Genomic DNA, 21,951 nt, shown 5'->3' with positions numbered 1-21,951 from the left:
ATGAAAAAGTTTCTTTTAACATTGGCATTGGTCGGTTTCTTGAGTCCTTCTGATGAGGCTGTGGCCGGAGAGAAGTGGTATCGGTATCATATATTCCAAGATATGACCCTTTATGATATCTTCAAAGACCTTGTTCAGCACGGGATGCATTCAAAAAGCTTTCAAAAATTTAAGGATAGCGTTACAGCTAAAAACGGCAACATTAAAGATCCTGATCTGATTCTAGCAGGAGACTCGATCTGGGTCCCCCATGCGAAGAATCGAAACCCGATCTCAAGTAGTCCTAGTCTCCCCGCAACTGGGGCGATGAATAGCTCGGATGCGTGCTCGGGTTGCCAGGGAGGGCGGGTTGGCCCCATGTCGTGGCTACTGGCTCCAACAGTTGGTTACTCACGAATTGACTTGGTGGAAAGTGCCGATGGATCGACCTCAACCCTACTGTCTCGGCTTAATGTCGGGGTTCGGATTCAACTGAATCGTCGGGGGCGGCAGTTTTCGGATAAGCTAATTATTGATATCCAAGAACATCGTTTCGAAACTGACGATACCAGGCCGTTCGAATCAAATAAGGTTAGAGTCCATAACTGGATCGCCCAGAGAGACTGGCACTACTGGGGCTCCCTGTCCTTGGTGACAGCCTTGGGATCCAAGGAAACCCCTTATCTGTCGGCCCTAGATGCCACTCGTCTAATCATTGACCCTGTTAGTCAAAATTTCCTGGCCTCTGGCGTCCGGTACCATATTCCTGCTTGGTTTCTATCGAGCTCTTTTCGTCTCCATTATTACATGTCCTCTTTCGCCTCGTCTTTTCGCGTTCGCCATGGAAGTTCAGCTTATGTTAGCTTTTTGATCGATCCAGACATGGCTTGGGTTCCCAGCACTTATCTATGGGGCGAGTATCGGGATCTAAGATCTTCCGTTGCAGATCAGACACAGAAGGATATTGGTCTAGCCGTCGGATGGACCTTTCCTTAGCCAATCTAGCATATTCACGCCACAAGAAGTCATTCGACGATTGCCGGGCCCTGGGTTATAAAGCAGTCAGGAGGGGATATTATGAAAAGAGGATAACGCTTCTAACGATAGACTATGAATGGAGTTTGCTTCAATAGTTAAAACGTCAGATTTGAAATTTGTGGTTCAAAGTCGAGCCACTAATTTTAGTTTGAGTGATTTTTTTATTGATTTTTCAAATCTTGATCATAGAGCAGATGTTGAAAACTAGTTTTCCCAGTGGGACAATTGGGGCTTTTAATTTACAAGCTTGCCCTCAGGGTTGGGAAGCGTTCAGTGAAGCTACAGGGAGGGTCATCGTCGGGGGACACGTCGGCAAGTCTGTTGGAACTGCTCTTAAGAACGGTGCTAAACTCGCTCCTTGCCTTGTTTTATCATTTTAGTCAAACCTGCCAGTAATATTTCGAATGTCAGGAGCCCCTAATAATTTTTGCCAGCAAATCTCGAAGTTCTGGCAGCAATTCACTTTCAAACCAGGGGTGATTATTGAGCCAACGATTATTACGGGGGGAGGGATGCGGTAGCGGCACCACACTGGGAAAGTAATCCTGCCAATGCTTAACCCTTTCCGTCAACGAACGTTTCGGCTCTGGCAAGAGATAGTTTTGCGCATAGTTGCCAATAGCCATAGTTAGTTCAACTTTCTTCAAATTGCTTTCGATTTTACTTTGCCAAAGTTCAGCACAGATTGGTTTTGGAGGTAGGTCTCCGCTTGGTCCCGTTCCAGGATAACAAAACCCCATAGGAACCAAGGCGAAGATTTTAGGATCGTAAAATTCCGCACGACCAACACCCAACCAATCCCTAAGCCGCTCACCACTAGGATCGTTCCAAGGAATTCCTGTTTCATGAACGCGAATTCCTGGAGCTTGCCCTACTATTTTAATTCGGGCAGCCGCCGTCAGTCGAACCACAGGCTTGGGGCCTAAAGGCAGATCTTTGCAGGCCTTGCAAGTAATAATGTCTTGATGAAGCCGAAAGCTCGGATTGCTTGCATAGCGTTCCGCTAGATCCACAGTTTTAGCCAGTTTGCGAGCCCGAGCCTGCATTGCTTTTGTTCCCTTGCTAAGTGCAGCTTCAATATGGTGTTTGGCGCTGACAATGAACTTGGGATAGGTGACAGCCAGATCAACTATTCCCTGCAAAGCGAAAGTACGCAAAATACTGGATGGGTCTTCTAGGAAGATCGCCATAGTTTCGTATACTGCTTGGGCTTGCTTATCGGTGAGGTCTAAGCCTGGCACAACCTGACACCAGTGCCACCGCGCCTCCTTGCAGGCTTGTTTTTTCGGTATCGTCAGAATCCTTTTCTTATAAGGCTTTAGGAGATATGGGTGACTACGATTGATTTTTTCCAAGGCGTCAGCAGCACGCATCGCCACAACACTTTCTTGGTGAAAAACACAGTCAATTAGCTCCTCTATGCGATCAGGCGAGACTCGGATCAACCTTACTGCCTGATCAACCCCCTGGACTGTTCTTCGATCTGGATTCGACAGGATTCTAACAATCGATTGGCCCCTGACCATAACTCCCTCCCTCTTGTAGTGAGATTCTTACCTTATGCAAGATTTCTAGGTAGAATTCGCTATAAGTATGCGCGAGCTACTGCCTTTTATCCATGCTTTTTATCACACAATATCATATACTTGTGTCCCCCTCATAACTTCTCGTCAAAAGCACCGAGAGCTTATAAATGTGAAGCCTTGGTAAGGGTAAGTCAGTTGACTGGTTTTTAAAGCTCCTTAACCCGATGGCAAGCGTGGATAAGCTGGGAGATCGATTTTGAACGATGCCACTCCAAAACTAGTTTTAGCAAGTCTCGTCACAATAAGCCTGTTTGGAGGCTGTAAGGGCACCGACGACGACGCGAAGCAAGCCGCCATACAACAGGGTCATGAAACCGATATTAATGCGGCTAATCAGGAACAACTTAGACAAAACCTGGACGCAGGTGTAACGCCCTCGAACTTACAGAACGCCTACCGGCTCCACTGCGAAAGCGAATTTCTGACTAATCATGTGAAAGTATTATGTAAAGCGACACTCAATCAGGACGGTTCAAAGCTCCTCGGCGAGTTATCATGGATTGTCCGACCGAGCCCTAAGAGCGAAGATATTTTGTACCTGCGCCCCATGACGGCATTCTCTGATTGGAGTGTGGGTCTCGTTCTCAGTGAAGACTACTATCATAATTACTTCCAATCGATCCATATGGTTCTTGCAGGGGAAATTCAAGCGGAAACCAATCAAGAAGATTTCTATGAAGGCGCTTCATTGCCGGAACTCCCCTATCAAGGGCACCACGCAACAGATCGAGAAGATTTCGTTATTACTGATGAAAGCCTCAACCTTGACCACTCAGGTTTGGGGCCAGAAGTCCATGGGGGATCGATTCCTTGGGACAAGATTTACTATCATGAGACTGAGCAAAAACTTTTTACGAATGCCCTTACCTATACCAGCAATGGATCAAGCGCAGCAGATATTTGCGACAACCTTCCTCCAGTGAACCACTGGCCAGGAACTTGGCGGCTCCCCCTTCGTAGCGAAGGCCATCAACTTTTTGCAGCGGGCGCTTCTCAACTGGAAGGTTACTCGGGTTGGTTTTGGCACCGCGTTTCTCGCGAGCAAAGCGGCCTTGTTGCTTACCAAATCAGCAATGATTCAACGTTCGATTTTGGAGGGAGCGCCCACACGCAGCTTGGAACCTACTGTATCTACGAAATTGACCCCGGTTCATGATACTAGGGAAACCGATAAATGAATGACTAAGACGCTTTGCCGTAACGTACAGACTGCTCAGGTCGAATCTTGGTATGAAGAGGTAAACGCAAGCAGAAGCACACGTAACCCTGACTTTGATCGAGCTGTAGGTTACCGTCATGCTGTTTAGCAATACTTGTTGATATGCTTAGGCCAAGCCCTGTGCCTTCTCCAATTCTCTTCGTAGTAAAAAATGGATTCATAATTTTTTCAGCAACGACAGAGGGAATTTTGGGACCGGCATTGCTAACTCTCACTTCGATCAACGACCCCAAGATCACTTTACCTTCTATCTTAATCCAGCTATCACTCTGTCTATTGTCATCAAGCGCATCAATGGCGTTGTTTAATAAATTGATGAAGATTTGCCCCATGAGCACTTGACTACACATAGCAATCAATCCCTCGTCGAGCTGCAATTCTAATCGGTAGTCGCGGCTCTTGAGTTTTTCGGCATACAGGATGATTACATCATTGATAATCTCGCCCAAGTCATGGGGATGTTTGTCACTGTCTTCAAATTCCTGACGTGAAAGCTTTCTCATTGTATCTATGATAAGCTTGATTCGATCCACCGTACTCGTTATTTTCTCTAGCCTTTTGGCCAGTTTTTCGGCATCAGGAATCTTAAGCTCTAGCAATTTGCGACGCACAATGCCAGCATTGCCATAGATAATCGCTAGGGGATTATTCACTTCATGGGCAATCCCACCGGCCATCTCGCCTAAAGCAGCTAGTTTTGAAGACTGTAAAGCGTTTTGCTTTTGAATCTCCAACGCTTCCTTGGCAATGACAGTTTCCCTCATCTGCCGTGACAGAATTCTTTCGAAAATGACCGTCACGCAAAAGACCATCACTACAACGATATTCCACTCAAGAAGCATGGCCTTAGAAAAAAACTGTTCCTCTAAAGATTGCTTAGCGATAAATTGAAAGGCAAAGAAATTAGCAAACCCTAAGGACAGGGCTGTGACATAGATTGCCAGTGCAACACCACCAACCAGCGGGGCAGACGCCACGATTAGAAGCGCCCAAGCCATTTGGATATTTAACACTCCTATTTCGAGAAGAGATGTGTAGAACCAATAAGAGTTTATTGCTTGCACAAAGGTCATAGCAAAGAACGTAGATACCGTAACACTCCCCAGCCAACGAAATAAGAAGAGATTCAGGACTATCGCGCCGAAGGCAATATCAAATAACAGTGGAACCTCGCCTAGGACAATCGTGTCGAGAACCAAGAAACACAAGATCCCCGCGAGATTCACCCCCACCAATACCCGAGATTTCGTCGAGCGAATCGGATCCGCTTTATTGCGATTATGGATAAAGATATCCAAAAATTTTGGTACGTGAGATCCCATCAACTCCTCAGGCATTCATCCATTCAAGGTTTCGTCACAAAGAAGACTCAATTGTATTCATAGTCTAGGAATATTATGCCCATTCAATTGCTTTGAGATCTAAAGATTGGCTTTAGTCTGATCTGGAGCAGGCTTCTAAACAAAAAGTCCCGTGATGGTCTCCTTACAGCGCAAAAAAGTAGCACTGCGGGAACAAGTTGCGTCTATAATTAAAATACACCAATAATAACAGCTTAATACCAGGATAAATTGCGATTAAATAAATTTTCGATGAAGATCATCAAATTTTGATGTTCGTCTAAGCCAGTCCAAAAGGATATCTAGACAGTACTGTGACATAATCTAAACATGCAATGTCACTCACTCTCAGACAGACTTCCAATCATCCTGTTGGTCCAGCCGACAGGCCTAGGGCTGACTGAATGTATCCATCAACGAATCGCTGAAATGGAGCAAACATCTATGAAATCATGGCAAACTTTTCTTTCTGCACTCGCTTTACTAGGCGCGATTGCAGCACAGCCTCTCTCAGCCGCGAAGGTCGAAGGTGTAGACTTCTCAGAATGCGCTGAGGACCTTATCATTCGCGAAGCTCGTGAGCTTGAAGTTTTTTCATCCCAACGATGGCCGAGTGTGCGCACTCAAGCCCTTGCGTCCGTCAATTCATATCTAGCAACCGGCAATGTGATCACTAGCTTGGATTCTTTAGGCCAACTTGCCCAAGTTGGTCCGGCCTCTCTTCGCCAGTTCAGCGCAGATGCGAACGTTCTTTGTGATCTATCGACGACCGATCCTGAGCCTCCCGTCGATGGCGGCGACCCTGATGCCAATTCCGAAGCCTTTGTAATCTTTTCTCCGCAGCCCATAGAAGATAGTCATTTGGCAGTTGCCCGCCAGTGGATTGATGATGCCCAATCCTCCATAGACATAGCGATGTATAGCATGCGAGAAACATCAGCAGATATTTTCGACGCCTTAGAACGCGCTAAAGAGCGCAACGTGCGTATCCGCTTTTTGTTCGAAAAAGCCAATGCTGACCGCAAAAAACCGGAAAACAGCTTCTCTGCAAAATTAGAGTCCATCGGTATTGACGTACGCTACATTAATAAAATCATGCACCACAAATTCGCAGTAATCGATGGACGAGGTGCCGATAGCGTGATCAAGCCCAAGCTCATCACGGGTAGCGCTAACTGGACGAGTTCAGCAGCGACTAAGTTCGATGAAAACACTGTCTTCGTTCGTGGCAACGTTCCTCTAATCGACAGCTATCGCAGAGAATTCGATTTCTTGTGGCAAAACTCTCGTGACTTTGTTTGGGAAAGCTTTGACTTCGATATATCCTTTGAGCCGCTACTAGAATCGCCGTTAGATGACGAAGAGCTCGATGAGCTTGGGTTCAACTCCCACTTTACTTCTGCAAACTTCAAAGTCTTTGAGAACCGTTATGGCAAAGGTTTCACGACTATTCGCCAACGGGATACAGTTAGCAACGAAATCGTTGAAGTGATTGAAAGCGCAACGAGTTCCATTAAAGTTGCTACAGGCCACCTTCGCTCTTTTCCAATCTCAACAGCCCTAATGAATGCTAAAGCCAAGAATCCGAATCTGAATATCCAGATCCTACTTGATAACCAAGAGTATATCTCTGCTAGCTACGATCGAACTCAAAAAGCTAAGCAGCAAAAATGTGTGGAAGATGCGACAAGTGAGGCAAAACGCCAAGACTGTTATGATAGTGGCTACTATTACAGTTACGATGTCTCCCAATCAGGAATTGATCTCCGCTTTAAGACATATGCATATCGCTGGCACTACTCATATGCCCCACAGATGCATCACAAGTACCTGATTGTCGATAATCAAACTGTGGTTACGGGGAGTTTTAACTTCTCTGACAATGCTGAGCACAACACCATGGAAAATATCATCATCTTCGAGCGTAAAAGATATCCGGAAATGGTCGATGATTTCACAGAAAACTTCGCCTTTATGTGGGATCGTAATCGAGCTAAGTTAAGTGAGGTTCGTGCTCAAATTGAAACCCAAGAGAGCTTTCCTATTGTATTTGAGGATATGGCTTTAGAGTATGAAGAAGTAAATGCTCTGAAACGGTTGATCTATAACAATTGCCCGCTTATCAATAGTGAGGATTTCAGAAAGTACCCTGAAAGAAACCGGTACTGCAGTCGATAAGATTGAAACCTCCTGCTTGCTTCAGAGGCAGGAGGTTTTTTTGATACCTTTAGTCTTGGGAGCTATTGAAGACACTCTGCTTCATGAGAGAATACAGTTGCTTCCCACAAAAGTCCTTCCTTAGCAGCTCCCGTCTGTGGATCGATTCTGCCCTCCAAACTTATAGCTTGCAAGGTAAGTGCACCATTGCGATACTCTCCATTTGGTCCAGCACGATTCTTGCGTACACAGTCAGTGGTTGATGCGACCAAGCGGCGTTTAACTATCGCGTCGATTTCGATGGCAATCTTTAACTCTGTCAGTAGGATGGCCTCGTCGCTTTGCGGAGCGGTTAACGTAAACTTCTGAGGACTTACATATCGGTTAAAATCAGCTACCGCGATAGACGACCCATTCAGTGTAACCCCTACCCCAGGGGAGAGGCTTTCGTTCACAACCAAAAGTTTGAACGGTACATCCGGTTCGATAGCTGCCTGAATCGACAGCAAACCCTTATCTGTGAGGTTAAACATATCAGCTCCATTCAGCTGATTCTTCTTATCGAACTCGTGAACGTGCCCGGAGCTGCTTCCTTCATCGAAACCATAAATTTCTACCGAAGTATCAAGATCGAAGTGACCATCAACCAGTCCAGTCGTGCTTTCCGTTAATTGCGGTCCATTGAACGAAATGACTAAATCGGGTACGGTAGTGAGAGAACTAGCAATTCGCGATTCGTATTGATAATTCCAATTGAGTGATTCGGAGCTGAGTGAAAGAGCTACGACGCTTTCCGCAACTAGGCTGGCTTCCATCCTGAAGGACCAATGCCAAATGCTAGTATCAGGCTCAGTTTGAAAGCCATCAACTGCGACTACCTGTTCATTCGCCCTTACTTCGTGGTTCACCTGAAGTTGATCTAGTGGAAGATTCACCTTGATTCCAGCCTGCTGTACGGCACATCCCACTGGTGATAAACCTTCTTCAGCTGCCATATCCGCGTCCACCGCACAATATAGAAACGCCCCAGCTACCATCACTGGCTCTGAGATCGGCGGACTATCGGAAGCCTGCTCAGCCTGCGCCGTATCTCGGCTCTTTTCTTCGATAGCTCCACCAGTTAACTGCTGATCCGTGCAGGAGCCTAGACTTAAAATTGAAAGTGTGAATAAAAGTATTTTCATTGCACTTACTCATATGGTCCTCGCCGAATCACCCTTATCGGCTAAAAACCATTGAATCCTTCGCAACTCCTTTTAAAGGCACAAACTAAACTATAATACACTATATTTATTGAGTTATTTTCTCCTCTGGGGGGGGCCACCACGAGAATAATTTAAATCCTAGCACAATGGCAACCACAGCATGGTAACTCGCGGTGTGCAGCTCTGTTCTTTAAAAAATCTCAGTCAGCAACATAGCCATACTCGGCAAAGAGCTCGGATCTCTTGCTCAAGTAGCTATCTAAGAAAGACTTAATCGACTTTTGCTGAGCATCACCATCTCTATAAATCATGACTAACTCACGTCTCAGTTTGTATGCTCCGCTACTCAAGTTTTTACTATTTGGTTCGACCCCTTCATACTTTAGAATATTTAGTCGCTTGCCATCTTTTTGAGCCAGGCCCAAGCTCATGAAGCTGATAGACGATGCAACTCTCGAAACATAGCGGATTGTTTTTAAGTTGGAATCCATCGGGCTTCCGATCGGGTCTATTCCGAAGACCTTCTTAAATTGACTTTGCTCAGCCCTTGATTCATCACGACTTAAGGGGTTGATAGCAAGGTCTGGCCCACCAAGATCTTTCCAGTTCTTAATTTTACCAGAAAATATATCCTTGACCTGGCTTTCATTTAAGTTATCGATCTTCACCCCTTTATGGGTTACAAATGCCAACCCATCCCATCCTAAGTGAACAACCTTAGCGGGCGCTACCTTTGCAGCGTCCACGGATTTACTTGCCATGCCTATGGTACAGCTATTGTCCTTCACACATGCGATGCCGCGGCTTGAGCCCCCACCTTTGACGGTTACGTTTAGTCCCAATTCTTTTTCATATAGTTTCTTCCAGTCCCGAACGGTAGGCGAAACAGTGGAAGAGCCTTCAAAGACAAGCTCGGCAGCGAAAAGTTTAGTGCTAGTCATAAGCATTACAAGACACCAAAAGCGAACCATAAAAGCCTCCCGCATAGAATTGGCCAAATAACCTAAGATCAAAGTAGTCCGGTCAATTTTAGCAAAATTCACTGGAGAATAGTACAATTTTAGATTCGTAAGTAAGCTATCAAGCTGCAGAGGCTCTTTGTACCCGCTCAAACACGCTTTTGGCCTTCTCAAATTGGGGATTAATTTCCATGGAGGATTTTAGGTGATCGATGGCAACTGAGACTTGTTGTGGGTCCCTAAGCTTCAGATAGGCGAGGGCTATATTGAAGTGTATCAAATAATTATCTTTGTTATTGGGGTAGTAGTTCAATGCCCTTTCGTACTCAGCGATTGCGTTCTTAATTGCCTCCGTTTTCACCATCATCACACCTTTGTTATTAAAGTACTTAATAACTTCTTTCGGCATGGTGGACTCTCGGCAAAAATCGGCGGCTTCGTCTGCAAAACTAGCATCTTCTAATTTTTTGAAAAGTTCAAATTTTATGTCAGGATTTTCGGGATTGCACTCGATGATGTCTTTTTGCTTCTCAATTGCGCTTTCAGGCTCTTTAAGGGCCAAGTAAACATCCACCATGTTGGTAATGCGATCGATATTACCAGGAGCGATTTTATCCGCTTTTTCGTAGAACTGTTTGGACTCTTCGAACTTGCCGATCTTCAAACTAAACTCACCCATCAAGTTAAACTTCTGCAAGGGGTCCATAAGCTTATCCGGCATCTTCTTCAAGAGTTCCAAGCCTTCTTCGTAGCTACCCTTTAGGTTATAAAGCTCAATCAACATTGTGAAGTAGTCATCGCCAAGAGCTTTCTGGCATTCCTTAACCCTTTGGATAGCTTGATCTAGGTCTCCCGATTTTTCAAAGTCCTGGCGAATACCATGCTTGAGCTTCTCTTTGAGGTCCTTTCTAATTTGTAGCCCGTGCGACTTCTTAAGCTGGGTGATCATCGGTCCTAAGGCAAGAGGCTTTTGAACGACTTCAATATCCTTCAGTTCACTCATAAGAGCTTTTTGCTCTGGCTTCAAGGGTGCGCTATTCATAATAATAAACGCCGCGGTACGCTTTTCCTTCACCTCGTGGTTACGCCACTTTTGGATCAACGATAGTGCATCGAGTTCGCCAAAGTTCATATCAATAAAAATAATTTTGAAGAACTGCTTATTGAAGCGATACATGGCAGTTTGAAGATCTGAAGCCACAAAGATTTCAACTCCCATCTTATCGAGAGCATTGGCTACTGGTGTCACCACGCTGGAGTCATCATCCACAAACAAAACTTTCGATGGAAATTTCTTTTGCATCCCTGAATCTCACTTTCTAGGCAGTTACCCGTTAGAAAGGACCGCTGTTATCTGATAAAACGCTTGCACTAGCCTAGCATCCAACGGCCATCTTTCCCTCTAGCTTCCAATTACTCTCGGGACTAAGATTGATAATTTTTAGGAAATCTTAGTTAGCCGCAGAGATCATTTACACCATTTCTAAATTACTATTGATATTAAACTTTTCACCTTCGTTCACCTTTGATCCGAAATAATTTACAGGAATATTATCGCTTTTCTACTTTATTACCCAGCACTCCCACTGAAAGCAAAAGATCTATGGGCTCTCTTTGATATCTAGTAGAATGTATATCTCAAAAAATTACCAAAAGTCATCAATCCATAATCCTATTGTTATGGTGTAAACAATTGATCTTAGGATGATTCCACTGCACCCTTAGTCTAAGCATCTCACCTACCGAAAAGAGAGTATAGCTCAACGAACAAGGGGTGCGAATGTTACTGCGACTCATCCTTACAGGATGTTTAATTCTTATGACTAGCTGTAATAAAAAGTCTGGTTCACCAGATGAGCAGCCGGCGGTTGTTGTCTCATCCCAAGAGGTCGACTCGATTCAAAGCCCGAATGTCCCGAAGCCGGATGGAAATCCTTTGTTACCCGACCAAGCTAACGAAGGTAAACCAGGACCTCAAGCCGCAGAAGATGTGGTTGCTGCTGTCTCAACGCCGGCCGGAGCAAGCCTAGAACTCATTGACTCAGAAGGATATGGGCCCTACCTACCAGGGTCCACTAAAACGATTCAAGTACGAGCGAATGAAACCATTTCTGTCGCAGCTTTTCTACTGAATGAAGGTCAGAGCTGCGATGCAAGCACAACCCAGGACGAGCTTGAAGCGATCACAGGCGAAGGTAACGATCTCAGCCTTGCCATTATTTTTCCAAGTTCAGGGCTAAAATTAATCTGCATTCGCGCCCTCTTCAGCGGCGAAACACTCTACCAATCTCTCCCTGTCGCAGCTGTTGTTCTTCCTGAAGGTATGGAAGTCTGGTATCGATCAGATGCAGGTGTCACGCTCGTCGATGGTAGAGTCAGCCAATGGCAGGACCAATCGGGCAATATGCGACATCTATCGGTTGGTTCAGCAGATCAGCAACCTAGAGTCGACCAAGCCAGCCATCAGCTCGCGATGGTAGATTTTGATGGTGTTGACGACCGCCTACTCGGGGATGCCACCCTTGATGTCCAAACAGTAATAGCAGTGCATCGGGTCGACGATAGCCAAAATTCTTCTCTTCTAGGGCAAATATGGGGTAGCTACAGCGAAGGCGTCCACATCGCCACAGATCCGCGAGATACAAATCACGGCATCAGCTTCGATGGCAGCTCCAGCCATAGCGCTCGGTATGCTGTAGATGACCTGACGTCTCTTTCATCGAGCTACGTGACTCACCTCACCCCTGCACCTTGGGAGTACAACAAGATTCACTATACTCTTGCCGAATATGGCTCCGCCTACAGCATCACAAGCCAATCGATGGCTCAACTTACGGCCGGCGGCTCTTCAGAGCATTTCTATGGTGGTCAGATTGGGGAGCTACTAGCGTTCAGCCGCGCCTTAAGCCTCGAAGATCGCCAGGCACTGGATCGCTACCTGCGCCTGCGCTGGAAGGAAGACACTAGCTTGGCTCCCATAGATCCACTGAGTCTTGATTTCCAGCAATTGCCATTGGGTCTCAGAATTCAATGGCAAGTAGCTGAGGGACAAGGCGCGACCTACCACACGATCAGCTATCAGGCTAATACAGCGCCCGCCAGTTGCCAGCAAGGGCAGCAAATCTCTTCTGGCGCTATTGGGCTAAATCAATCTTACCTTTTACAAGGCTTAGAACTTGGCACTTACGGCTTTCGTATCTGTGGATTTAACATCGCAACAGGTGCAAGCAGCGATGGTATTACAGGTTCCTTCACTGTCAACGAAGTGGAAGCCAAGGCACCTCCTGCAGACGGCTTGGTTCATTGGCTAAAACCTGGCGTTTCTAGCGCCAATATCGATAGCAGTAATCGCGTTTCCCAGATCTCAGATCTAGGCAGCGCTAGCGCTCACCTCGGCCAAGCAACGCTTGGCTCTCAGCCGCTTATCGAAGCAAGTGGGCCCCAAGGCCAAAGCATGCTCGTTTTTGATGGGGTCGACGACTACCTTGAGAGCAGCCAAGGCCTGGTAGCCCGCACCGTGATTGCGGTATTTCGGGTGAATAGCACGGGGCAGGATTCACAAGACCTCGGTCAGATATGGGGTCATTACAGTGACGGAGCACACGTAGCTTGTGAGAATCGAAGCAGTCAGCCCTATCTAGGGTTTTCTTTCGATGGCAGCAGTAGCACCAAAGCGCGCTACCAATTACAAAATGATACCAGTTTTACCAATTTCTTCGAAAACGGGAACTCTTCTCCTTGGGCCTATGATACCTTAGAACTTGTCATCGCAGAATTCGATGCTGGGAAGACAATCAGCGGCATAACCATGGGCCATCTCGGCTCAGGATTTGCAGTTGGCTCTCATCATTTTGCTGGGGCCATAGGTGAAGTATTGGTTTACGACCGTGTTCTTACTGAATCCGAACTACAATCCTTGCGAGACTATCTCACCGAAAACTGGTTTTTGTAAGGATCGTAAACCAAACTACTAGCTAAGCTAAGCGCCATCACCTGCTGCAGCAGCCTGATCAGCTGCAGCCGGGTCCTCGACCACCGGTGGCTCTGGCAACAAGCTGAAAGTACAAGTGCTCATACTTGCAGGATCAGCAACCATACAATCAGGAGTTATAAGATGGTCCCCTGATGTTGGCTCAGTCCACTCACGACCATTACCGAAAGCTCGAATCGCTTCCCCATAGAGGAGGTTAAACTCCTGCCGTGTGATCGACCCTGAGTTATAGAATATACTGACCCAGGCTGTCCTAAATGGCTCGGTCTGGACCATGGTATTGAAGGTATTGTCATCGAAGCCTAGCTCTGCTTGAACATCTTTTTTGAATAATGCCTTATTGTAATGTTGATAGGCATTGTTGATCGGATCTGGCTCAAGTGGGCTAATACCAAGGCCTTTAAGCGACTCGAAGTAACGCTGATTGTCTTCAGCAATGGCTTGATTCATGACTGTCTCTGGAACAAAGAGGTCTGCAATCTTCACCTTTTCAGCCTGTGAGAAGTTCTGAGCTGCCGCGGCAAACCCACGAATATCATCTTTCTTAGGTAAAAGACCTTGGCCATGACAAGACATGCAGGACATCCCGTTGACGATTGCCTGGAAAAACTGGGATGGTCCATTTATCTGACGAACGATATTTGTAGGCCCCTTGTCAATGGCCGTGCCATCTGCAAGATTTAAATAGTAGCCAAATAGGCCGTTAGGCAGCTGAAAGATCACCTCACCCCCGTCATGATCGAAGGCTTTTTCATCAAATCCTGCTCCCACAGGGCCCAGAGGAAAGTTGAAGATATTCTGCTGTCCTTCGTTGTTATCTGCAAAATCGTAGCTGATCCAATATGGTAAATTATTACTAGAAACATGGCGCTCGATAATTCTGTTTTGACTCGAAACTCCAGAATTTCTGAAACCACTCCGAATCACAAGATTGTTTGTAATATTACTGATTGCGTCGACACCTAGCTGTACATCGAGTTCTTGCAAAGTTGGTGGCAAACCTAGAAATCGTTTGTAAAGCTCAGGCAAGGTCGCCGTTGCAACGAACCAGTCCATTCGAATTCGAAAATTGGTTGAGCCGATTTCTTGAGCTAAGAAAGAGTGGTTTTCCGCGATTGTCGCTTGTACCGGATCGTTACCAAATGGCACTTGACTGATCGCAAAAGGATAGAACTCATTAATGATTGCTTCAAAGCTAGCCACATCAAAACCATAGTCTCTGAGATCAATCCGAACAATATTCTTCTGTTCATCGAGAACTAGTGGCGCCTTAACTGTAGTTGTCGAAGACAGAGAGTTGAGCGTCTTAGCAAGAGCTTTGAGCATACTATCGCGCTGCTCAGAGGAAAGACCCGCATTGTTTTGATTTTGAAGAGAAAAATATCGGACGAACGACCGATTGCCCGCAGCAACATTCTGCTCTAAGTCAGCCCGGATAGTTTTAATCTCATCTTCAGTGCTCAGTGGAATAACTTCTTCAATGGTGATCTCGGTAATCCACTTTTCTAGAACCTGCCGGTCTTCATCAGCAAACTCACCGCTGGGGGGCATGTTGCCCTCTGGTGCCAAGCGATTGAAAATCGTCGATTCAGCTGGATTACCAGGAACAATGTACTTGCCACTCTTGATCATCTCTTCCACATCCAGGATCGATCCAAAGCCACCTTGAGCGTTATTAAAGTTGTGACAAGATGCACACTGAGTCTCTAATATTGTCAAAGCTTGGGCTTCAAGGGATACTGCTACCTGATCGCTAGAGACTTCCTCTACAATCAGCTTTTCCACAGTATTTGTTGAAGAAATGATATGAGCTTTTGTTTGTGGTTTGCATGCGAGTACACTGAGGCATAGCGATGCCCCAAAGAGATGCCGTCGTCCCATCCTTAACCCCCCGGTCGATGGATTTTTGGGATGGCTCGACCTCTATCAGCGATCCCAAAATTTTTTTATTTGACGGTAATTATCGTCACAAAAACATGTAATCTTAAGCAAAAGTCCGGCTTCTAGCTTTTTCTCATATATTCCTGCCCCTTGCTAACCGCACCTTGGCAAGGATTTCAACACTGGTTACCTGGTCCGCCGAACAAAGCCTTCAAATTGGTCTTTCTGGGTGATGACTGAACGGTGAGGAATCGTTTCTGATGTGATATGGATGTGTCCATCGATATTCTAACAACAAGGTGGGAATCCATGATAATACGGCATCATTACAGCATGATAGCAACCATGCTACTTGCGCAAGTCCTGGCTGGCACAAACCTCATTGCGAAGCCCTTTCGGTTCGTCGCCCTTCCTGATACGCAAATCTACACTGAAGACTATCGGCCAGGAGATGGTAGGAAGAATGTCACCGATCCATCTGGAACATTTCGCTACTTTACCGACCAAACCCAGTGGGTCGCCGAGAATGCAGACTCCTTGGATATCAAGATGGTCGTTCATTTGGGTGATATCGTGAATACAGCCCAGAATATCACCCAGTGGGAGCGTGCTAAAGAAGCCATGGACGTCATCGATCGTGCAGATATTCCCTATGGAATGGCCCTTGGTAATCATGATGTTGAAGGAAACAAAGATTCTGTTGATTACAGTAGAAACTACCGGAATTACTTTGGCCCCCAATTATATAACGATCGCCATTGGTATGGGGGCTCGTCGCCATCTGGAGAAAGCAACTACCAGTTGATCGAGCATGAGGGAACTGGCTTTATCTTTCTAAACATCGCTCTTAACTCCGATCAAGACGAAACCAATTGGGCTGACCAAGTCCTATCCAGCCACCGGGATCGCCTGGCAATCATCACCACTCATAAGCATTTGCAAGATTTTCGGGTTGGCTTTGCCCGCTATGGTGAGAAGGTCAAGTCAGGTATTTTACGTGGCATCACCATGGATAACCGTGGCAGCAGGTCACAAGAGTTTTACGATGGCTTGATTCAACGGCATGCAAATATCATCATGGTATTAAGCGGCCACTTCGATGCCGACTTCCATAGAAACGACGGGTTTAACGGCGCCGATCTTCCCATTTATGAAGTGTTGGCCGATTTCCAAGGCAGTCGCAATGGTGGCGACGGCTACCTCAAAATCTTTGAAGTTGATCTAGAAGCTGGCACCATAAAGGCCTCCACCTACTCCCCATCCCTCGATCGCGAGCGCACCATCATCGATAATTTTGTCGAATCTATTGATTTTATCTACTCCCAAGCGATCAGCCGCATTCCAGAAAACGTTCAAGGTATTAGCGAAAAGCTTGTCAATGCAGCACTTCGAGATGATGTTGTCAAGGGAGTCAATGTTATCGAGAATCATCCGGTTTACCAAAAGGAGTCTGCGTACTACGAGACCCTGCTGGCAGATAGTTTTGGAGGAGCAGTTCCACAAAGTGTAGGCTCTGTAGCCGATTGGGAAGGATTTTGGATCATTGGCTATGCCAGTGATCGCGATAAGCCTCTTTCATTTGGAACATCTGCTCGCTCGTCTCGGTATACCATGCATTTTGATTTTGAGCGTTACATAACGGAACCAATTCGATCCAAGAAATCACATCAACGACTCTGGAGTGAATTCCTCGATGACCTAGAAGGAATTAAGAGACGGCACCAGGATCTGAAAATTTTTCTGACGCCACCTTTTATCGATCTTCGCTAGATCTATCCTATTTAAGATAAGACCTTAAAGCCGGTTCCCGAAACCGGCAGGGCTATCTTTGCCCCCATAGACAGTGCCACAAGTCTTGACATTCTTACCAACGGTAAGATCCTACAATCACAATTAAACAACAAGGCACGCATCTTGTATTCTAGCTCGCACAAAGAACATTGTGAGGAGACGAGAATGAGAGCTTGGGTCATATCTTTGATGCTATTGGGGCTAGCAAACTGTTCGAAGGCACCAACGATTTCTATACCACCTCCAGTTGACCCAGTGATCCCAGAGCTGAAGCCAGGCGATCCGAAAGCCGTTTTCTCTGCAGAACTATATGAACCCATCCTCAAGCCCTATTGCAACAAGTGCCACCATACAGAAAGTCATGAGTCCCTGGACTTATCGTATGAGTATATCAAGGAAGGCCGCATCGATTCCTTCCAACCGGAGCGATCGACAATTGTTTCAAAAATTCGTGATCATGGACATAACTGCTGGTCAGCCGACTGCTTGCAAGATGCCGAAGAGCTGCTAGCCGGGGTGAACGCTCTGGTTGCTGTGCTTGAAGAGCCCATCGGTACTACGTTCGACATTAAATCCAAAACCACAACATTTTCTGAGACCAGCCCAGTAAGTATCGAGGCTGATCCCAACGACTATATCACTATGCCCGCTAGTTCAGGCACCGGAGCGGTAAACTTTGCTAATATGCTAACCGACAGCCCAGATGGAGCCATTGCAAGCTACGTTACAAGCCCTGCGGGAGGTGCACCTAAAGATCAAGGTGATCCTACAGCCGGAACGATTACATTCACAGTTGATATTCCCGTTGCCGGTGACTACTTCTTTTGGTCGAGGGTCATGCTGCCAGATGATGACAGCAATGAATTTTTTGTAACCATCAATAACCAAACTCTGCAAATGATCTCTGACCCTAGTGTTGATCAATGGGCCTGGCGCCAGCTCCTGACCCAAGATGATGAGCCGCTTCCTCAGGTTTTAACTCTACCAGCGGGCCCGGTAACAGTAGTAGTTCAGGAGCGCGAAGGGGGAGCGAGATTTAGCTATGGTTTGCTGACTCCAAGAATCGATCCGAACCTAGAGCAATTCAACACCCAATTCTATGATGTGGCTGTCGATATATCAAATATCGTGAATACCGAGGCTACCATCATTGCCCGTGTCTGGAAAAAAGCCCAGGGCGAGGATCAGGCAAAAGCTATTGGAGTTAAAGAGCTTCGCATGATATCCCAGCAACCAATTTTGGTACAGAAGATATTCCCGTTGATCGGGGACTACTACGATCAGTCTCACGCCACATATAGCCAGGTTTCGGGAACTTTTGGTGGGCCAGATCCGGCAGCGCAACTGATTACCACTGGCGGGTCATTGGGCACGACTTGGATTGGGGACATGGCAACAGACTCATTGGCTTTCGGATTCGAAAGTTTGAGCGTTGCCCCTTAGCCGATAAACCGCAGCCGGGAACCCTTCAGAGTTCCCTGTCTATCGATTATGATTATTTATTTTTCTTAACTGGTCTTTGGTTGGCAGCAAGAACTTTCTTGCGCAAGCGGATGGCTTCAGGGGTGATTTCAATCCACTCATCGTCATCGATCCACTCGATACAAGCCTCAAGGCTCATGTCCTTTGTACCATTGAGCTGAATGATGCCATCAGAGCCAGACGAGCGCACGTTGGTCAGTTTCTTTGGTCGGCAGGCGTTGACATTCAGATCGTTATCCTTCGCACACTCGCCGATGATCATACCTTCATAAACCTCAACACCTGTACCAATGAACAGCACACCACGTTGCTGAATGGTGTTCAGTGCATAGTCTGTGGTCTCACCCTTTCGGTCAGAGATAATTGAACCTGTTGTACGGTGAGCCAAGACTCCTGTGTGTGGTCGGTGATCGATGGTTTCGGAAGACATGATTCCTGTACCACGGGTTGCGGTAAGAAACTGCGAGTTTGTTCCCAGAATACCACGAGTGGGAATCTCGAAAGTCAGACGAACCCTTGGGTTCTCGGAATCACCTGGCAAACTTTCGTAGGATGCTAAAACACCTTTACGTTGCTGGTAGATCTTCGTCACATCACCAGAGTATGCTTCTGGCAAGTCTAGAACGAGACTCTCATACGGTTCGAGTGTCGAACCATCATCAGCCTGCTTCATCAAGACATTGGGGCGACCGACCATAAACTCTAGCCCCTCACGCCGCATTCTTTCGATAATGATACCAAACTGAAGTTCGCCACGGCCTAGCAAATAATATTGGTCAGCAACATCGGTATCTTCCATCTTCAACGCTGGGTTAGCACGGCATTCGTTAAGCAAGCGTTCACGCAATTCACGAGATTGAATCGCCTTACCTTCCTTGCCAGAGTTTGGACCGGTGTTGATAGAGAAGAGCATTCTCATTGTTGGCTCTTCAACCTCAATTCGCTCCAGAGCCTCACTGCCTTCTTTGCCAACGATGGTGTCGCCAATCTCAAATTTATCGCAGCCCGCAACCAAGCCGATATCACCTTCGCTCAGGCTTTCCACCTCTTTTTGCTTCATGCCATCAAATACGAAGATTCGCGTCGCCATGAATCGCTCAGTCACGGGATTACCTTGAGCGTCGACGCCTATTCGAAAGAGGGTGTCGTTTTTCTTAACGTCGCCACTTCTCACCTTACCGAGAGCTAATGAACCGACGAAGTTATCGTAGGCCACATTCGAGAGAAGCATACGGAAATCGCCGTAGTCTTCAGGCTTGGCTTCTGGAAACTTTAAAATCTCTTCAAATAGAGGATCCAGCTTCTTCGGGTGTTGACCTTCAATATACTCTTCGATCTTATCTTGCTCAGTGGTACACCAACCATCACGGGCACAAGCGTAAACAATGGGGAACTCACACTGATCGTCGCTAGCACCTAGCTCAACGAATAGATCAAAAACCTTATTCACAGTGTTTTCGACCAAATCAGATTCGCGACATTCGGGGCGATCCACCTTGTTCACGCAAAGGATAATCCGCAACCCTTTCTCAATGGCCTTGCCAAGTACGAATCGAGTCTGCGGCAGAGGACCTTCAGCAGCGTCAACCAATAGGATCGCACCGTCGACCATGTCCATGATCCGCTCAACTTCTCCACCAAAGTCGGCGTGACCCGGAGTGTCGACAATATTTACTTTGGTAGTACCTAATTTGAACGAGGCATTTTTTGCAGAAATTGTAATGCCTCGCTCACGCTCTAGGGAATCGCTATCCATGACCCGATCTTCGACGGTTTCGTGGGCTTGGAATGTACCAGACTGTTTCAATAAGAAATCAACCAAAGTTGTTTTCCCATGATCGACGTGAGCGATGGTACAAATGTTTCGTATGGACTGTGACATGAATACTCCGGTAATCAGACGGCGGCATTACACCTACTTAAAATGACCTAATTGGCCGACAAGGCCATTTTTTTACAGTTTTTCTCTTAAGATTCCTAGGTTTTTTTCACAAAAAAGCGAGGCCCAACTATGCCAGTTTAGATAGTGATATTGCTTGAAGTCAACGGCAAAGATCGAGCCACTAGACGATCGTAAAGAAACAATTAAGATAAGCTGATCAACTATTTACAAGATTCATCATGGTTCTGCGAAAGCCATAGATGTGAAACCTTTGATCTTTGCGGGTTACGTGGACCCAATCGAGGTCACCGACAGTGCCTGAAGAACCCTGTCCGTAGCTCTGAACAAACACAACGAAATCGTCGGCTTGGTGATGCTCCATAGAAATACAGCGGCTCGGTCCAGCAAAGCAGGGCATACGAGGGGTGTATTTCCTCAGAAACTTCTTAAATATGGGCTCTACATCTGCCCATTTAGAGTAGCTAAGACCCTGAAATTGATAGCCTGTGGAGCGGTGTTTATCGATCTCAATGATCACACGTGATTGCAGGGTTAACACAAACCCGTCTTTACCGCGGCTGATGAATATAGTGTCGAGATCCTCAACTTCCCGTACGGTTTTCAGGTAATCGCGCAACTCTCGAATGGCACCGTGATCTGCTTTAAATTTTGCCTTGTGAAACCGAGGGTTGATGCGATCGCTGAGATAGGTGCAGAGGGCTTGGTCCAAGTCTTGGCGACTTTGAAACTGCTGGCCAGCGAATCTAAACAAATTGAACTCCTTCCCAAGACAAACCTCAAGTACCGAGGTTTCGACCCTCCACGCGGGAAAATCAAGACTCGACATTCATTTTTTCAGTTTTAACTCGACCTGACTGATATCCTTGAGCTTTCGGGATGGCTACCCACTTGTGGGAGGGCCGAATTTGGCCCTCGCATCAGATGGTGAAAGTTTCCTAGCCAACTTAAACCCCTAGCTTTGGTCTGGCCGAGTGCGCCACACCACACGATTCGCCTGACGGGGAAAAAAGTCTTTGAGAAGGTTGTGCTCGAAGGTAATGTTTTCAGGCTTCTTTTCATGGCCGATCAGTTCCAGGAATATATACGTATGGTGGATCTCCCGCGATACTCCAACCCACCGCCATGGCAAGATTTTGCCAGCCTTTAAAACTTTAAACCCATCTCTGGTATAGCTCAGCAACGCCTCCTCATGAGAACACGGGCTGTAGCCATAGCGCTGACAGATCTTAGGAAAAACTTGGTCCAAATCATGATTGAAGAGCTGAATGCTAAGCTCCAAAGACTTTGTCGACTTATTGTGCTCAACCATCCCCTGACTCATGGCATAGCGATGTCCAAGAGCAGGGCTAAGCCAAAAGCACAGCACAACCATCGTCAAAACAGACTGGAACTTAGGCCTAGGAATTCCAAACCGACTCAT

General features: G+C 46.4%; 15 protein-coding genes. 6 read left to right on the top strand and 9 right to left on the bottom strand.

The features are described 5' to 3' along the window. The gene (locus tag B9N89_RS12620) at positions 1 to 975 is read left to right on the top strand and encodes a hypothetical protein (protein WP_132318830.1); all 975 of its coding nucleotides are present in this window, start codon (positions 1 to 3) and stop codon (positions 973 to 975) included. Between the two features lie 449 nt (positions 976 to 1,424). Here B9N89_RS12620 and B9N89_RS31705 read toward each other — a convergent pair whose 3' ends face one another. Next, positions 1,425 to 2,543 (bottom strand): uracil-DNA glycosylase family protein, encoded by a 1,119-nt coding sequence (locus B9N89_RS31705; RefSeq protein ID WP_200820709.1) that lies wholly within the window; start codon positions 2,541 to 2,543, stop codon positions 1,425 to 1,427. Positions 2,544 to 2,799: 256 nt separating this feature from the next. On the opposite strand from B9N89_RS31705, the gene B9N89_RS12610 reads away from it, so the two are divergent. Continuing rightward, a complete protein-coding gene (locus tag B9N89_RS12610; RefSeq protein WP_132318832.1) occupies positions 2,800 to 3,759 on the top strand; it encodes a hypothetical protein in 960 nt (319 codons plus the stop codon). A gap of 26 nt (positions 3,760 to 3,785) precedes the next feature. Here B9N89_RS12610 and B9N89_RS12605 read toward each other — a convergent pair whose 3' ends face one another. Further along, complete coding sequence (locus B9N89_RS12605; protein WP_159455340.1) at positions 3,786 to 5,144, bottom strand: sensor histidine kinase; 1,359 nt, start codon at positions 5,142 to 5,144, stop codon at positions 3,786 to 3,788. Positions 5,145 to 5,606: 462 nt separating this feature from the next. On the opposite strand from B9N89_RS12605, the gene B9N89_RS12600 reads away from it, so the two are divergent. Further along, positions 5,607 to 7,340 (top strand): phospholipase D-like domain-containing protein, encoded by a 1,734-nt coding sequence (locus B9N89_RS12600; protein ID WP_159455339.1) that lies wholly within the window; start codon positions 5,607 to 5,609, stop codon positions 7,338 to 7,340. 62 nt (positions 7,341 to 7,402) lie between these two features. Here B9N89_RS12600 and B9N89_RS12595 read toward each other — a convergent pair whose 3' ends face one another. The 3 genes from B9N89_RS12595 to B9N89_RS12585 all read right to left on the bottom strand — a co-directional run bounded on the left by B9N89_RS12595 (position 7,403) and on the right by B9N89_RS12585 (position 10,786). Next, a complete protein-coding gene (locus tag B9N89_RS12595) occupies positions 7,403 to 8,503 on the bottom strand; it encodes a hypothetical protein (RefSeq protein ID WP_132318838.1) in 1,101 nt (366 codons plus the stop codon). A gap of 221 nt (positions 8,504 to 8,724) precedes the next feature. Next, complete coding sequence (locus tag B9N89_RS12590; protein WP_159455338.1) at positions 8,725 to 9,495, bottom strand: substrate-binding domain-containing protein; 771 nt, start codon at positions 9,493 to 9,495, stop codon at positions 8,725 to 8,727. A 109-nt stretch (positions 9,496 to 9,604) separates the two neighbouring features. Next, positions 9,605 to 10,786, bottom strand: a complete 1,182-nt coding sequence (locus B9N89_RS12585; RefSeq protein ID WP_132318842.1) for a response regulator — start codon at positions 10,784 to 10,786, stop codon at positions 9,605 to 9,607. 477 nt (positions 10,787 to 11,263) lie between these two features. Here B9N89_RS12585 and B9N89_RS12580 point away from each other — a divergent pair, with 477 nt between their 5' ends. Beyond that, on the top strand, positions 11,264 to 13,435 hold the full coding sequence (locus tag B9N89_RS12580; RefSeq protein ID WP_132318844.1) for a hypothetical protein: 2,172 nt from the start codon (positions 11,264 to 11,266) through the stop codon (positions 13,433 to 13,435). Between the two features lie 27 nt (positions 13,436 to 13,462). On the opposite strand, the gene B9N89_RS12575 is transcribed toward B9N89_RS12580, so the two are convergent. Further along, entirely contained in the window at positions 13,463 to 15,355 is a 1,893-nt protein-coding gene (locus tag B9N89_RS12575; protein WP_132318846.1) for a c-type cytochrome domain-containing protein, read from the bottom strand. 309 nt (positions 15,356 to 15,664) lie between these two features. On the opposite strand from B9N89_RS12575, the gene B9N89_RS12570 reads away from it, so the two are divergent. Both B9N89_RS12570 and B9N89_RS12565 read left to right on the top strand, forming a co-directional pair. Further along, the gene (locus B9N89_RS12570; protein WP_159455337.1) at positions 15,665 to 17,125 is read left to right on the top strand and encodes a metallophosphoesterase; all 1,461 of its coding nucleotides are present in this window, start codon (positions 15,665 to 15,667) and stop codon (positions 17,123 to 17,125) included. A gap of 186 nt (positions 17,126 to 17,311) precedes the next feature. Next, the gene (locus B9N89_RS12565; protein ID WP_132318850.1) at positions 17,312 to 18,589 is read left to right on the top strand and encodes a hypothetical protein; all 1,278 of its coding nucleotides are present in this window, start codon (positions 17,312 to 17,314) and stop codon (positions 18,587 to 18,589) included. A gap of 52 nt (positions 18,590 to 18,641) precedes the next feature. On the opposite strand, the gene B9N89_RS12560 is transcribed toward B9N89_RS12565, so the two are convergent. The 3 genes from B9N89_RS12560 to B9N89_RS12550 form a co-directional block, all read right to left on the bottom strand. Beyond that, positions 18,642 to 20,510 carry a GTP-binding protein gene (locus B9N89_RS12560; protein ID WP_132318852.1) on the bottom strand — a complete coding sequence of 623 codons (1,869 nt, stop codon included), beginning with the start codon at positions 20,508 to 20,510 and terminating at the stop codon, positions 18,642 to 18,644. A 217-nt stretch (positions 20,511 to 20,727) separates the two neighbouring features. Further along, the gene (locus tag B9N89_RS12555) at positions 20,728 to 21,282 is read right to left on the bottom strand and encodes a hypothetical protein (protein ID WP_132318854.1); all 555 of its coding nucleotides are present in this window, start codon (positions 21,280 to 21,282) and stop codon (positions 20,728 to 20,730) included. 201 nt (positions 21,283 to 21,483) lie between these two features. After that, positions 21,484 to 21,951, bottom strand: coding sequence for a DUF6702 family protein (locus tag B9N89_RS12550; RefSeq protein ID WP_132318856.1), 468 nt, complete (start codon positions 21,949 to 21,951; stop codon positions 21,484 to 21,486).

Source organism: Pseudobacteriovorax antillogorgiicola (assembly GCF_900177345.1).
GTDB lineage: Bacteria > Bdellovibrionota_B > Oligoflexia > Oligoflexales > Oligoflexaceae > Pseudobacteriovorax > Pseudobacteriovorax antillogorgiicola.
The sequence above is the reverse complement of the archived record's forward strand: the minus strand, read 5'-3'. Positions and strand labels throughout refer to the sequence as shown.

Coding starts and splice junctions, on each gene's coding strand:
- B9N89_RS12620 (WP_132318830.1), top strand. CDS start 1: ATGAAAAAGTTTCTTTTAACATTGGCATTGGTCGGTTTCTTGAGTCCT.
- B9N89_RS31705 (WP_200820709.1), bottom strand. CDS start 2,543: ATGGTCAGGGGCCAATCGATTGTTAGAATCCTGTCGAATCCAGATCGA.
- B9N89_RS12605 (WP_159455340.1), bottom strand. CDS start 5,144: ATGGGATCTCACGTACCAAAATTTTTGGATATCTTTATCCATAATCGC.
- B9N89_RS12600 (WP_159455339.1), top strand. CDS start 5,607: ATGAAATCATGGCAAACTTTTCTTTCTGCACTCGCTTTACTAGGCGCG.
- B9N89_RS12595 (WP_132318838.1), bottom strand. CDS start 8,503: ATGAAAATACTTTTATTCACACTTTCAATTTTAAGTCTAGGCTCCTGC.
- B9N89_RS12590 (WP_159455338.1), bottom strand. CDS start 9,495: ATGGTTCGCTTTTGGTGTCTTGTAATGCTTATGACTAGCACTAAACTT.
- B9N89_RS12585 (WP_132318842.1), bottom strand. CDS start 10,786: ATGCAAAAGAAATTTCCATCGAAAGTTTTGTTTGTGGATGATGACTCC.
- B9N89_RS12580 (WP_132318844.1), top strand. CDS start 11,264: ATGTTACTGCGACTCATCCTTACAGGATGTTTAATTCTTATGACTAGC.
- B9N89_RS12575 (WP_132318846.1), bottom strand. CDS start 15,355: ATGGGACGACGGCATCTCTTTGGGGCATCGCTATGCCTCAGTGTACTC.
- B9N89_RS12570 (WP_159455337.1), top strand. CDS start 15,665: ATGATAATACGGCATCATTACAGCATGATAGCAACCATGCTACTTGCG.
- B9N89_RS12565 (WP_132318850.1), top strand. CDS start 17,312: ATGAGAGCTTGGGTCATATCTTTGATGCTATTGGGGCTAGCAAACTGT.
- B9N89_RS12560 (WP_132318852.1), bottom strand. CDS start 20,510: ATGTCACAGTCCATACGAAACATTTGTACCATCGCTCACGTCGATCAT.
- B9N89_RS12550 (WP_132318856.1), bottom strand. CDS start 21,951: ATGAGTCGGTTTGGAATTCCTAGGCCTAAGTTCCAGTCTGTTTTGACG.